Here is a 13,304-nt window from a genome sequence, read left to right on the forward strand (position 1 = left end):
TCGCTTCAATCCCTGCTGACCGGAAGCGCGTAGGCGCTGCCCCCGCTGAGGACCAGCACGTGTGTGTCGCCGAGTGCCACGCGACGAGGCCGCAGAACTCGGCCCGATCCGGTCGGCAGATCGGTGAAGCGCCACAGCAGAACGCCCCGAGCCGTGTCGAAAGCGGCCACCTCGGCGTCGTCAGCGGTGAGCAGCAGGCGACCGTCGGGTGTGACAGCCGCCCGCGGGGGCTTGCGGTGGGGAGCCGGTTCGCGGAGAGAGCTTCGAGAGCTCCATGTGACATCCCCGGTTTCGCCCTCGACTCGGTACACGGTGCAGCCGGTGTCCGCGACGTACACCGTGCCCCGCCGCGAGATGGGGGTGCCGAAGGCCGGCTGTTTGCCCCCGACCTCCTCTGCTTCGACCATCCACTGCTCCTTGGCGGCGGACTTCCGCAGCCCGAACCCGCGCAGTGTGCCCTTCTCAGTGGCCACCAGCGTGGCTGGGGTGGCGATCGTGCTGAGCCGGCTCGCCTTGACAGTCTCGTACGTCCGCGACCAGGTGCGGTCGCCGGTCTTCCGGTCGAAGGCAGTGACGCGCTGTGCTCCGCCCTTCGCCCCAGTCACCACCACGAGGGCGTCCGCGAGCAGGTGGCAATCCTGGTATCCGGCGAGGAGTGGGCTGGTCCAGCGCTCGCGCTCCGCCCGAATGTCGTAGGCGACGACGGTACGGCGGTCGACCGAGCCTTGGTTTCCCACGACGAGCCAGACGACCGTTCCCTGTGCGGCGAGGACTGCCTCGCAGGGGCTCGGACCACCCTTTCGGTAGCGCTCCGAGCGCCATCGGATCTCGCCGTCACGGGGGTCGAGCACGAGCAGGTCCTCGGAGCCGGCGAGGAGGATCAGACCGTTGTGGAGGGGCCATGCCCGGCCGGAGGGAGAGGTGTCCGTATGGCGCCAGATCTCCTCCCCGGTGCGTATGTCGATGCCGGTGGCGGCTGTCCCGTCGGCCAGGAGGGCGACCTTGTCCTGCCACAGCAGGGGGCTGAACTTCCTGGCCGGCTCGGTGAAGTCGTAGCGCCACCGCGGAGTGGGCGGTGCGCCCTTGAGTCGTTTGCGGGACGGGTGTTCGCGCTCCAGCTGTTCCGCCGGGGAGAGGACGGGAGGTTTCTGGTCGGTCACCGCCCAGGTGAAGGAGCCGCCGACGGCGACGCCCGCGGCGCCGGCTCCTGCGGCGGTGAGGAGGGAGCGACGGGACGGCGCCCGGGGGCGCCTTGTGGTGGTGGCGGCTGCCGGGTCTCGGGGGGCGGGGGGCGGGGGCGAGCCGTCGGCCGGTGCGGCGCCGTCCGCCTGGGTCGGGACAGGGGCGGAAGCGGGTGCAGGAGACGGGTCCTCGTCGGTCTCGGCCGCGAGGACGGCTGCCGTCTGCACGGCGAGGGCCGCGCTCACTCTCTTCGGCAGCCACCCCGGTACCAGGAGACCGGCCGCGCGGCTGGCGCCGTTGTCCAGTTGCGTGTCCCGGCCCGGCGCGGGGCCACCGTCCGGCACCGTGCTGCCGGGGCCGCCGCGCGACTGTGAGCCTCCGGGCCGCGCCGGTTCGACCGTTCGCGGAGAGTGGCCCTCTGCCTCGACGTTCGCGCCCGTGCCGCAGCGAGGCAGCCGCCGGAGGAACTCGGCCGCCGACGGACGATCGGACGGGTCGGCCGCCAGGCAGGCGCGGAGGAGGGCGGTCAGCTCAGCAGGGTCGGGGACACTCGGTTCCGCCGCCGTTCCGATCGCGCTCAGCCGTCCCGTCACCGCGTAGCGGAGGACGGCAGCCAGCGCGTACACGTCCCCCGGCGGGCGGGGGCGTCCGCCGGTGATCTGCTCCGGGGCGAGAAAGGGGTGCGCGGTGCGGGGTTCGCCGTCTGGAGCGGAGACCCGGGCCGCGCCGTAGCCTCCGAGGCGGGGTCCCTCACCGGTCAGCAGGACCGCATCAGCCGTGATCCCCGCATGGGCCCGCCCGGCAGCGTGCAGGTGCTCGAGCGCCTCGCCGAGCGCGGTGCCCACGGCGAGCACGGTGCGGAGCGGCAACGGCCCGCAGGTCTCGACAACTGTCGGCAGGGGCAGGGCGGGACGGTACGGCGCCGCGTTCCAGGGCGGCACCGAGGGTTCGGCCGGCCCGCTCACTTCGCTGACCGGCAGCAGCCAGGGGGTATCGGCGGTGATCTGCTGGGCGGCCAGGGCCTCGGCCCGGAACCGGTGCAGGGAGGCGGCGTCGGCGGTCCGGGCACGCACGGTCGAGATGAGAACCGTCCGATCGCCGTCGGCGGAGCGGCCGAGGAAGCGACGCGAGGTGGGGCGGACTTCGCTCCCCGCGCGGTCCAGCCGGCCGAGGACTCCGTACGGTCCCAGCCGCCGTGGATCGTCCTGGCGCAGCCGTTCCATGCCCTCCCCTATGCATGACGGAGAGGAGCAGCCTACGTCAACGTGATCCCCCGGCCACACAGCGCACTCAGGGGTGACTGATGAGCCCGGATATGATATAAATCACACTGGATGGGGTGATTTACCCCGTTTGCTGGTCACTCAAGAGGAGTGGTGGACGGTTTGGCCGTTCACCGAAGGCACTCCAAGGAAGGAGGAGGACCATGGCAGTGCCTACTACCGGCAGCACCATCGAGCACCACCCTGACCTCGTGGAGATGCGGGCCCGGTACGAGAAGGCCGGATCCACTCCGGCCGCGCAGATCGTCGAAGGGCTGGCTTTTCTCTCCGGCCTCTACATCGCGATCTCACCGTGGGTGGTCGGTTTCAACGGGACGACGACCCTGGCGGCGAGCAACCTCATCGTGGGGCTGGCGTTCGCGGTGCTGGCCTTCGGGTTCGGTTCCGCTTACGAGCGGACGCATCTGCTGGGCTGGACCGCGCCACTGCTCGGAGCCTGGGTGATCATCTCGCAGTGGGTGATCAACGGCGCTCCGGACACGGCGCAGATCGTGGTCAACAATGTGGTCGCGGGAGGTGTGGCAGCACTCTGCGGATTCGCGATCATGGGGTTGGCCCTCATGGGCAGGCGGAAGACGTGAAGCCCGCCGGCTGATCCGCGGACAGCAGAAACAGACACGACGCGCAGTATCTGATGCGCGTCCGGAACGGGCGGAGCGGCCCCAGCGAGGCTGCGCCGCCCGTCTCGTGGTTCCGGGCCCGCCCGGCGGTGACTCCGGCCGCCCCCCTCGTGGGGGCCTCCCCGGCACTCCGTACCACCGTCGGCTGCCGAACCGTTCTCCCGCTCCCCCGCCGGACGCTCCCCCGCCGGATGTTCCCGCACCGCCGGATGGCTCTCCGGAACGTGCGCACCCGTGCGGGCTGAGATTGGCTGGGACGGCGAGAGCGGACCGGTACCGGCGCCGGGCGGGGTCCACGCCCCGGCAGCACGGACCCCCGCACCTGGTTCCCCGTGCGGGCGAGACCCCCGGAGCATCAGTCGGGCGCACGGGCAGACGGGCAGGTCGAGGAGGCGTCCGACGGGCCATGGGGATGGGCACGGCGCAGCGGATCGACGCCTTCCAGCAGCGGCACCGCTGGGCCGGTCTGCCGCTGGCCGTCGTCTACAAGGTCTTCGACGACCAGGCCCTCTATCTCGTCGCGCTCCTCACGTACTACGCCTTCCTGTCGATCTTCCCCGTGCTGCTGCTGTTCGTCTCCGGGCTCGGCTTCTTCCTGGAGGACAACCCGGAGCTCCAGCGGCAGCTGCTGAACTCGGTGCTCGGGGAGTTCCCGGTGCTCGGGGAGCAGCTCAGGGGGCGGATCCACGCCTTCCGCAGCAACGGCATCGCTCTCGCCATCGGCATCCTCGGCAGCCTGTACGGGAGTCTGGGTGCGGCTCAGGCCGCGCAGTACAGCCTCAACAAGATCTGGGCCGTCCCGCGCTACCAGCGGCACGATCCCTTCAGGTCGCGGCTGAAGGGGATGCTCTTCCTGATGACGGTGGCCTGCGGGCTGTCCGTGACGCTGCTGCTGTCGCTGGCGGCCTCGGAGTCCAAGGCGTTCGGGACCGACCTGGGCACCGGGCTGCGCGCGACGATCACGCTGGTGGCGGTGGCCGTGAACGCCGGTCTGCTGCTGGCCACCTACAGCTTCCTCACCCACCATCGGGTGGCGCTGCGCAGGCTGTGGGCGGAGGCGCTGGGTGCCGCCTGCGCATGGCAGGTGCTGCAGTGGGCCGGCGGGTACTACGCCACCAATGTGCTGCGTGGCGCGAGCGCGACCTACGGGATGTTCGGCATCGTGCTCGGTCTGCTGGGCTGGATATACCTGGGTGCGCTGATCTTCATGGTGGCGGCCGAGGTGAGCGTGGTGCGGGCCCACCGGCTGTGGCCCCGGAGTCTGCTGACCCCGTTCACCGACCGGGTGTGGCTGAACTGGGCCGACCGCCGGGCGTACACCTCCTACGCGACGACGGAGACCTTCAAGGGCTTCGAGACCGTCACCGTCGAGTTCCACCAGCGACCGCCGCCGGGCACCCGCGCGGCGGCGGACTCCCCGGACGACCCGTTGGGCGCGGACCCGGCCGCGGCACCCTCGCCGGACGCGGACCCGGCACAGCGGCACCGGCCCCCGGAGGGTCCGGCAGGGAACGAGCCCCCGGACGCGCCCCCGGGGCCGCCGAACCGCTGAAGGCTGTCCCGATACTGCGGGCCTTACGGCCTGGGGCAGTCCGCAACGGCGTCACTGAGGCTCGCGCGTCTGCCACGGCGCCCTCACGGTGACTGCGCTCCGGCCGGCGGCTCTGCCCGTGACCTGCCGGACTACTGGCCGAGGTGGTACTCGAACCAGATCCGATGTGTGCCGTCCGGGTCGATCGCGATGCCTCCGGTTCCGGTGATCCCGGCCAGCTCGCCCGTCCCGCTGCCCGGGACGATGACGACGAAGAACTCCCCCTGCCTGGTTCCGCCCGACATCGTCGCGGAGTGGGCGAAGTTGAAGCTGCCCGCCCGGCCGTGCAACGACCCCTCGAAGGACTCCATGGCGAGGTAGGTGCCCGTGCTGCTGGACTGGTCGAACGCCGAGGTGAACACGGTCGCCGACCGCCCGACGGTCTCTCCTTCGAACTGCTTGCTCATCGTGGCGACGCCGACGGGCACCGCGGTCTCGATCTCCGGGCCCGGCACCGGAGCGGGCGTGAAGTCGAGGACATCGAATGTTCCTGAAGCTCGCATCCCCGGAGCGTAAGGGGCACCACTGACATCGACGGCGGCGGAGCGCGCCGGGGCGCCTCCGGGACCGGCAGCGCCGGGCGAGCAGCGCCCGTGACAGCGGGGCGGCGAGTCCGCCCCGTGCCGAAGCAGGGCCTCGACCGGGTTTGGGCCTCCGGGCCTCCGGAGCTCAGGGACTCCGGGAAGTGAGCCCTCAGCGTGCCTCGCGGAGGTGCAGAAGATACCCGGCGGTCAGCGCCACCGCCCGGTCCTCGTCGTGGGACAGCTCCTCGAGGGCGCGGGATGCCGTCGCCCCCGGAATGCCCGCCAGGGCTTGGGTCAGGCGTCCCCGAGCGTCCGCTTCGATCGTCTCGTGGGTGAGGCGGTCGACGAGCCCGGCCGCGATCCGGTCGGCCGTGGCGGTGTCGCTCGCCAGCTCGCTCAGTACGTCGGCTGCATCGGTGTCGTTCGTTCCCGCCACGATCATGTCGACGAGTGTGGGCACCGCTTCGGCCGCCCCGCGTGGTCCAAGCGCCAGGGCCGCGTGGTTGCGGACTCCGGGGTCGGGGTCCGCGAGAGCGTCCCGCAGGTGCGCGTTCGCCGCGCCACCGGGCAGCTCGGCGAGGGCCTGGACGGCGCGCTTGCGCACTCCGGCCACCGGTGAGCCGAGACCGTCGGCCAGCAGATCCGGGTCTCCGCCGCCCGAGTGCGCCAGCGCCCAGCGAAGGGCGCCGGCGACATTCGGGTCCGTCTCGTGCAACACGGCCTCGACCAGGGCTTCCACCGGCACGGGCAGCCCGCGGGCCGAGGAGAGGGCCGCGCGCTGGCGGTCGTCGGCGTGCTGGGATCCCAGCGCTCGGAGGAGGGCGACGACCCGGAGGACGTCCTCCCAGCCGGTGGGGTCCGCGGCGTCGATCCGGCGGAGCCGCGTGAGCAGTTCGGTCTCGGCCGCGATGCGGTCGCGTGTCCGGCTGATGAGGTCGGTGACGAGGGCCGAGGGCGTGAACCCCGGGTCGTCGAGCGCGCGCCCGATCTGCCGCAGCGAAAGGCCCAGTGACCGCAGGCTCTCGATGTGGAAGATCCGCCGGACGTCCTGCGCCGAGTACTCCCGGTAGCCGGAGCCCGTGCGGCCCGACGGCCGGACGAGGCCGAGCGATTCGTAGTGCCGCAGCATGCGGGCGCTCACTCCGGACCGGTCGGCCACCTCACCGATCAGCACGGTCCTCCTCGTCCCTCTCCAGGGCCCCGGCGAGGGCCACGATGCGGTTGGCCTCCTCGATCGCGGGCCCGAATCCGGCGTCCGGGTCGTGCAGCAGCCGCTGGGTGACGAGCGCGTGCGCGCGCACGCCCGGGTCCGCCCTCATCGCCTCCTCCAGGGCCGGCACGATCGCTTCCCCCAGTGCGACCAGTGCCTGGCTGAGACTCAGCTGCGTCTCCCGCGCACCGCGCCCGAGCTGCGTCACCAGTGTCGCGGCCAGGGCGGACTCGTCGCCTCCCGGCACGAGTACGACCGCGGCCCGCCAGGCGCTTCGCGCCACCTCGTCGTCGGCGTCGGACAGCAGTGCCGGTGTGATCGCGGGCCATGCCTGCCGGTCTCCGATCTTGGACAGGGTGTGCAGTGCCTGACTTCGTGCCTGGGCACGCTCCGAGCGGACTTCCCGGAGCAGCCCGGGGAGGGTCAGGGACGCCGGGTGGCGGGTGAGCGCCCAGGTCAGCATGTCGCGGACGAAGAACTCGGGCTCGATCGCGCAGCGTTCGAGAAGCTTGTCGACGAAGCTCGGGTCGGGTGCCGTTCCGGCTGCCAGCGCGGTGCGCAGTCGTACCGACGAACGCCTGTCCTCCAGTCCCCGGAGCATTCGTACCGCGTCCCTGTCCTGTCCCACCGTGGTCATCGGACCACCTCCTCGGGAAGCAGTGAAGACCTTGTCACCGTGTCAAGGGCAACCGGGGTCGGCGGCTGCGGCTCCGCCCTCCGTCAGCGGCCGCTCAGCGGAGACGCCCACATCGGGTCATGCCGGGGTCGCCTCACGAGGTGGGCGAGCAGTCCTTCCGCGGCGAGCAAAGCACCGTCTGGCGGCGCACCGACTGCGGCCAGGGCGGCGACAAGCCGGGCCGATGCCGTCTTCGGCACGCCCAGATCGTCGAGGAGGGGGAGCAGCAGAAGAAAGCGGACGGCCGTGTCCCGGACGCCTTCGGCCGCAAGGGACGGGTTGTCGGCGATCCGGATCAGTTCGCGCCAGGTCAGCCCAGGGCCCGAGAAGTCTCCGTCCCGACCGGCGATCTGTTCGACGTGGCTTCCGCCCGGATGGACGAGGAGGTAGTCGACGCCATGGTCGCCGTCCAGGTTGCGGTAGACCACCACGGCTCCGGGACCGTCTTCTGCCGGCAGCCGGAACACCGGCCATCGTTCGGGATCGAAGAGGGTTTCGGACAGGGCGTCGGCATCGGCGCCGTCCTCACCGAACCACTCCGGAACCGGGCGCTCGGCCGTCCTCCCGTCGCTGCACATCGCCAGGAGGTGGTTCGACCAGAAGCCCGGACGGGTCGCCAGTGACTCTCCCGGCACCAACGGGCCGCCGTCGTATCCGTCGATCAGCACCTCTCGATGGTGTCACCCGCCACTGACACGGCCCGGTCCGGGATCGGCGGGGGCCCGCCCGGTGGCGGGACGGTCCTCAGCCGCGGCGGGCCAGCAGGTGGGCGTCGAGGAATCCCCGTTCGGAGGCGGGGTCGTGGAGCAGCCGGGCGAACGGGATGAACCCGGCCCGGGTCAGCAGGGCGGCGAAGCGGTCGGCCGGCCAACTGTAGGCGGGTGTGACCTTGTGGTCGAAGCGGTCCGGCTCGGGCCCGTCGGTGGCGAAGAACGAGGCCAGGAACAGGCCCCCTGGCGCAAGGACTCGGGCCTGCTCGGCGAGCAGCGCGGGCAGTTCCCCGGGCGGAGTGTGGATCATCGAGTAGTGGGCCAGGACGCCGCCGAGCGCGCCGTCCGCGACCGGCAGGTCCTCCATCCGCGCTTCGTCGAACCGCAGCGCCGGATGGGCCCGCCGGGCATGGTCGACCATGGCCGGGGACAGATCGTACCCGAGGACGTCCAGGCCCAGGTCGTGCAGCATGGCCGTGAGATGTCCCGGCCCGCACCCGACGTCGGCGGCCCGCGGGTTCCCCGTTCCGCGCACCAGTTCGGCGAAGGTGCCGATCATGTTCCGCGCGAAGGGCTGCGTCTCCAACCGGTCGGCGAACAGCGACGCGTACAGCTCGACGACCCCGTCATAGGCCGCCCTGGTCTCGTCCTGGTGATCTGCCACGGGGAGGAAGTCAATCACCCGCCGTCCGCGGCCGCTCCCCCGCCACCGGCATCGTACGCGCGTCGACCGGCAGTGCCATGCTGCACGGCTTCGGGGCCGGTCGGCAGGTCCGCATCCCGTACGAGCGGGCCGCCACAGCCAACGCGCACCCGTACCCGGCGAACGCGACCATGCCGATCCAGGTCACCACGAGTGCGTCGTGCGAGGAGTGGAAATCGCCGCTCCGCATCGTCACGACACCCATCGTGGCCAGAGCCGCGTAGCCGAGGCCGAGCACGCCGTACGGAACCAGCGTGGCGGCCCCGATCAGGGCCGGGGTCAGCGGGAGCCAGCGCAGGACGCGACGCCCCCGCAGGAACAGCGTCCAGCGCGGGGAAGACCTGGCCCCAGGGGCGGACCAGACCCCACAGCAGAAGGACACCGAGTGCGGCCAGCAGCATGGTGCCGTCCAGGCCCCGGGACTCCAGGGCGAGCCAGGTCCCCGAGGCGCCGTTGCGCTCGGAGAGTGCGCGCATCTCGGCGCCGGACCTGCCGGCGAAGGTGCCGCCGAGGGCCCAGATCTGCTTCATCGCCACATACGGGAGGAAGGCCGCCGTGCCGACCCAGGCGGTGTGCCGAACCGGCCGGGGCGCGGTGGAGGACACCGGGGCGGCGGACGCGACCGGCGCGGGTCGGCCGGCGCGGGCGGTGGCCGCGAGCAGGAACGCACCGGCCGCCGCCGGCGCATGGTGCGCAGCGGCGGCCCGGCTGTCCACTCCCTGGCCGAACACCAGTGAGAGCACATCCATCAGCAGGCCGAACGCGGCGAGACCGGCCAGGCCGAACGCGGTCCACAGCAACGTCAGCAGTGCGCGCCGCGGTCCGTACTTCGAGACCGCCGCACAGGTCAGCGCTGCCAGTGTCCCCAGTGTCAGGACGGCCCAGCCCGACGCGGAAGCGCCCGGTGAGCCGGAACGGAGGAGCGGCGTCCGGGTCAGCGCACAGACCAGTCCGAATCCGGCGTACGCGGTCGCCCAGCACAGCGCGGCCCGGTCCGTTCGTCGGGGCCCTCGCGACCCCCGGGCGCGCCCGGACTCTTTCGCCATCCGCGGTTCAGTGGTCATGTTCCGAACGTCGCATCGGGATGCCGGCCCGGCGTCGGCCACTGGAACGAAGCCCCTCCCCCTCCCGGTGGAGCGCACCGGAGACTCAGGTATGCCCGGCAGGGGGCGCCCTCTCCGCCGGACAGGGGCGCAGTCCGGCAAGACGGCTCCCGGGCGGGGCGGCAGCCGGTGCGGCGGCTCGCTCGCCGCGCGGGCCCGCTCACCCGGCGGTCCGCTCACCCCGGCCCGTTCACTGCGGAGGCCGGGCTCCGGAGGTGAAGCCGATCATGCGCCAGATCCGGACCTCGCGCACCAGGCCCGGGAATTCGCGGATCAGCATCGCCAGGACGACGGTTCCGAGTACCGCGACCTGGCCGAGCAGTACCCGCTTGGCCGTGCACGGGCCGGAGCGGGACCGCCGGCTGCGCGCGGTGGCGCACCGTGATGTCTGGGACGTGGGACGTCGCTGCATGTGCCGCTCCTCAGCCGGGCGAGATGTTGGGCATGATCTTCATGATGGCGTTGTGCTTCTTCCCCTGGACGCCGGTGGACCGCCTCGCGTCCGCTGTGCCGTCCTCGTGGTGGCCCGGCTGGCGGTCGCCGGGGCCTTCGTTGCCCTGGCGGATACCCCGGACGTGGGTGGGGGTGTCGGGTTCGACGTGCGGTTGTCCGACGCGGATACGTCCCATGGCGTCCTCCTTGCCTCGGTTGTGCCGGTCCCGTCGCCGCCGTGCGCGGGCCGGGTGCTCGGTGTGACGCGCGGTCACTCCCGCTGTTCGGTCAGCTCGGCGAAGAACCGGTCGATCTCGGGCCACACCCGGCTGCCGCCGCTCAGTCCCCGCCACTCCCGACGGACGACCGCCACCATCCGGAAGCAGTCGTCGATCGGGACGATCCAGTGCTGCTCCCGTCCCTGGACGGTGTTGACGAGCAGCGCCTCCACGTCGACGGCCAGATCTTCCAGCGCGGGGCAGCTTGCGACGGCCCCGCGCCACGCCTCGGGGTCGAGTTCCCACCGGGTCGCCCCCGCGGGGCTGGGGTAGTGCGCGCATACGCTCCCGTCCGCGCGGGGGACGAAGAAGGCCAGCCCGACCGGGACGCCGAGCGCCGCGGTCGACACCGGCTCCAGCCGGGTGCGCCGGTGCGGGATCAGCCGGTAGTGCCCCTCGCTGGCGGCTTCCCTGACGAAGAGCACCGAGCACGGCCGGCAGGCGCACAGCACCTGCTCCGCGGCGGTGTCCAGCAGGTGCCGGTGGTCGCCGGGGGCGGGGGCGCCGCACAGGTCGCAGCGCTCCACGTCCGGCCGGACGGCGGACCCGGTGGCCGGGTTCGCGGCGTCGCGGATGACGCGGGCGAGGGCCCCGGGGGTCATGCCGTCCCCGCGGCGGGTGCGGTGGCGGGCAGCAGGGTCTCCAGCGGTACGAACGCGGCTGCCGGCTCGTCCGGTACCCGGCGGACGTCAAGGAGTTCGGGCGCGGCGGCCAGCAGCGCGTCGCGTACGGCTTCCTCTGCGCCGGATGCGGAGCCGCCGCACCCCTTGGTGGTGAGCCGGACGGCGGCGACGCCCTCGTCGATGCCCAGCAGTTCGAGGGTGGCGCCGCGGGGGCGCAGTGCTTCCGCGGCGTGTTCGACGGCGGTGGCGACGCGCTGTTCGACGGGGTCCGGGTGGAGCCGGTGCAGCACCAGGAGGTGGTCGAGGAGCTGGTCGCCGGTCAGCTGTTCGGCCAGTCCGGGACCGGCGAGGTCGCGGATCCTGGACAGCGCCTCGCCGTAGATCTCCGTGAGTCCGCGCACGGCGGCGAGGGCGGCGTCGGCGGCCGGCCCGGCGACCGACTCCACGCGTTCGAGGAGTTCGTCCAGGTGGGCCAGCCGCTGTTCGACGTCCTCGTCGGTCAGCCGGACGGTGTCAGCCATGGCCGGCTCCGGTCCCGTTGCTCGCGCCGAACATCGGTGAGTGCGTCTGCTGGAGTTCTTTGCCCTTGCCGAGGTACATGTGCACGCCGCAGGGCAGGCAGGGGTCGAAGCTGCGGACGGTGCGCATGATGTCGATGCCCTTGAAGTCGTCCGGGCCGTTCTCCTCGAAGATCGGCTGGCCCTGCACCGCGTCCTCGTAGGGGCCGGGGTTGCCGTAGATGTCGCGGGGGCTGGCGTTCCAGGGGGTGGGCGGATAGGGGTGGTAGTTGGCGATCTTCTTGTCCTTGATCACCAGGTGGTGGGACAGGACGCCGCGCACCGCCTCGTGGAATCCGCAGCCGATCCCCTCCTCCGGCAGCTCGTAGTCGTTGAAGATCTTGGTGTCGCCGGCCCGCACCAGATCCAGTGCCTGCTCCGCGAACTGCAGCGCCATGGCCGCCGAGTAGGCGACGAAGTAGGGGCGGGCCCGGTCGCGCTCAAGGGTGTTGGACCACTTCGGGATCTCCCACTCGAACGTCATCTCGGGCAGCTTCTCGCTCTTGGGCAGCGAGATGCGCACACTGCGCCCGGTCGCCTTGATGTAGGGCGTCTCCACCAGCCCGTTGAGCGCCGTGGACCAGAGCCTGGCCAGCGGGCCGCCGCCGGTGTCCAACGGCAGATGCTGCCCGCTGGCGCTGTCGTACCAGCGGGGGCTCATCACCCAGCTGTAGTTGCCCTCGAAGTCGCGCTTCTGCGGCGCGGGGACGGTCGTCTGGTTCCACGGGTGGCGCATGTCGACGGGGTTGCCGAGCGGGTCGCGGGTGACGAACGGCTCCTCGTTGACCCAGTCCTCGTAGTACGAGCTGCCGAGCAGGATCCGCATGCCCAGGTTGATGTCGACGAGGTTGTTGGTGACCAGTTCCCCGTCGACGATGATGCCGGGGGTGACGAACATCTTCTTGCCCCAGGCGTTCATGTTCTCGTAGCGGTAGTCGCAGACCTGGGGGTCCTGCCAGGCGCCCCAGCAGCCGAGCATGATCCGGCGCCGGCCCACCTCCTCGTAGCCGGGCAGCGCCTCGTAGAAGAAGTCGAAGACGTCGTCGTTCATGCTGACGGACTTCTTGACGAAGTCGAGGGTGCGCATCAGGCGGGAGAGGTAGTCGGTGAAGGTGGTGGGCGAGGGCATCGTCCCCACCCCGCCCGGATACAGCGTGGAGGGGTGCACATGGCGCCCCTCCATGAGGCAGAACATCTCCCGGGTGATCCGGCTGACCTGTAGCGCCTCCTTGTAGACGGCGCCTTCGAAGGGGTTGAAGGCGCGCATGAGGTCGGCGATGGTGCGGTAGCCGTGGACGTGGGCGTGGGGCGCCTCGGTCCGCTCGGCCTTGGCGAGCACACCGGGATTGGTGGCCTTGACCATGGCCTCGCAGAAGTCCACGAAGACCAGGTTGTCCTGGAAGATGGTGTGGTCGAAGAGGTATTCCGCGGCCTCGCCGAGGTTGGTGATGTGCTCGGCCAGCGGCGGGGGTTTGACACCGTAGGCCATCTGCTGCGCGTAGTTGGAGCAGGTGGTGTGGTTGTCGCCGCAGATCCCGCAGATGCGGCTGGTGATGAATCCGGCGTCCCGCGGGTCCTTGCCCCGCATGAACACCGAGTAGCCCCGGAACAGCGACGAGGTGCTGCGGCATTCGGTCACCTCGCGGTTGGCGAAGTCGACCTTCGTATAGATGCCGAGGTTGCCGATGATCCGGGTGATCGGGTCCCAGGACATGTCCACGACCTGCGGGGTCTTGCGCCCCGCAGCGGCCCGGTCAGCGGTTGCCGTCATATCAGTCCTTACCTGGTCACCGGGCCGGGGCCCGTCGTGGT

14 protein-coding genes are annotated in these 13,304 nt (G+C 71.6%); 2 read left to right on the forward strand and 12 right to left on the reverse strand.

Translation table 11 applies throughout. The annotated features are described in order from the left end of the window. Positions 1-5: 5 nt before the first annotated feature. Complete coding sequence (locus P2424_RS19495; RefSeq protein WP_276477033.1) at positions 6-2,405, reverse strand: PQQ-binding-like beta-propeller repeat protein; 2,400 nt, start codon at positions 2,403-2,405, stop codon at positions 6-8. 203 nt (positions 2,406-2,608) lie between these two features. Between P2424_RS19495 and P2424_RS19500 the strand changes: the two genes are divergently transcribed. After that, entirely contained in the window at positions 2,609-3,046 is a 438-nt protein-coding gene (locus P2424_RS19500; RefSeq protein ID WP_276477034.1) for an SPW repeat protein, read from the forward strand. Positions 3,047-3,491: 445 nt separating this feature from the next. Next, positions 3,492-4,637 (forward strand): YhjD/YihY/BrkB family envelope integrity protein, encoded by a 1,146-nt coding sequence (locus P2424_RS19505; RefSeq protein ID WP_276477035.1) that lies wholly within the window; start codon positions 3,492-3,494, stop codon positions 4,635-4,637. A gap of 131 nt (positions 4,638-4,768) precedes the next feature. Here P2424_RS19505 and P2424_RS19510 read toward each other — a convergent pair whose 3' ends face one another. The 11 genes from P2424_RS19510 to P2424_RS19560 all read right to left on the reverse strand — a co-directional run bounded on the left by P2424_RS19510 (position 4,769) and on the right by P2424_RS19560 (position 13,263). Then, on the reverse strand, positions 4,769-5,179 hold the full coding sequence (locus P2424_RS19510; RefSeq protein ID WP_276477036.1) for a DUF3224 domain-containing protein: 411 nt from the start codon (positions 5,177-5,179) through the stop codon (positions 4,769-4,771). A 190-nt stretch (positions 5,180-5,369) separates the two neighbouring features. Beyond that, positions 5,370-6,374, reverse strand: a complete 1,005-nt coding sequence (locus tag P2424_RS19515) for a MerR family transcriptional regulator (protein WP_276477037.1) — start codon at positions 6,372-6,374, stop codon at positions 5,370-5,372. Then, positions 6,361-7,047 (reverse strand): HEAT repeat domain-containing protein, encoded by a 687-nt coding sequence (locus P2424_RS19520; RefSeq protein WP_276477038.1) that lies wholly within the window; start codon positions 7,045-7,047, stop codon positions 6,361-6,363. Before P2424_RS19520 ends, P2424_RS19515 begins: the two co-directional genes overlap by 14 nt. An 83-nt stretch (positions 7,048-7,130) precedes the next feature. After that, a complete protein-coding gene (locus tag P2424_RS19525; protein WP_276477039.1) occupies positions 7,131-7,754 on the reverse strand; it encodes a hypothetical protein in 624 nt (207 codons plus the stop codon). A 76-nt stretch (positions 7,755-7,830) separates the two neighbouring features. Then, a complete protein-coding gene (locus P2424_RS19530) occupies positions 7,831-8,460 on the reverse strand; it encodes a class I SAM-dependent methyltransferase (protein WP_276477040.1) in 630 nt (209 codons plus the stop codon). Between the two features lie 14 nt (positions 8,461-8,474). Continuing rightward, entirely contained in the window at positions 8,475-9,563 is a 1,089-nt protein-coding gene (locus tag P2424_RS19535; protein ID WP_276477041.1) for a hypothetical protein, read from the reverse strand. A 229-nt stretch (positions 9,564-9,792) separates the two neighbouring features. After that, positions 9,793-10,014: a hypothetical protein gene (locus P2424_RS19540; protein WP_276477042.1), complete on the reverse strand. Its 222-nt coding sequence runs from the start codon at positions 10,012-10,014 to the stop codon at positions 9,793-9,795. Between the two features lie 10 nt (positions 10,015-10,024). Then, positions 10,025-10,231 (reverse strand): hypothetical protein, encoded by a 207-nt coding sequence (locus P2424_RS19545; RefSeq protein WP_276477043.1) that lies wholly within the window; start codon positions 10,229-10,231, stop codon positions 10,025-10,027. 74 nt (positions 10,232-10,305) lie between these two features. After that, a complete protein-coding gene (locus tag P2424_RS19550) occupies positions 10,306-10,914 on the reverse strand; it encodes a DUF5947 family protein (RefSeq protein ID WP_276477044.1) in 609 nt (202 codons plus the stop codon). Beyond that, positions 10,911-11,456 carry a NifU family protein gene (locus P2424_RS19555; protein ID WP_276477045.1) on the reverse strand — a complete coding sequence of 182 codons (546 nt, stop codon included), beginning with the start codon at positions 11,454-11,456 and terminating at the stop codon, positions 10,911-10,913. The genes P2424_RS19550 and P2424_RS19555 overlap by 4 nt, the downstream gene beginning before the upstream one ends. Continuing rightward, positions 11,449-13,263 (reverse strand): nickel-dependent hydrogenase large subunit, encoded by a 1,815-nt coding sequence (locus tag P2424_RS19560; RefSeq protein WP_276477046.1) that lies wholly within the window; start codon positions 13,261-13,263, stop codon positions 11,449-11,451. The genes P2424_RS19555 and P2424_RS19560 overlap by 8 nt, the downstream gene beginning before the upstream one ends. Between the last annotated feature and the right edge of the window lie 41 nt (positions 13,264-13,304).

Origin of the sequence: Streptomyces sp. WMMB303 (assembly GCF_029351045.1) — a bacterium.
Classification (GTDB): Bacteria; Actinomycetota; Actinomycetes; order Streptomycetales; family Streptomycetaceae; genus Streptomyces.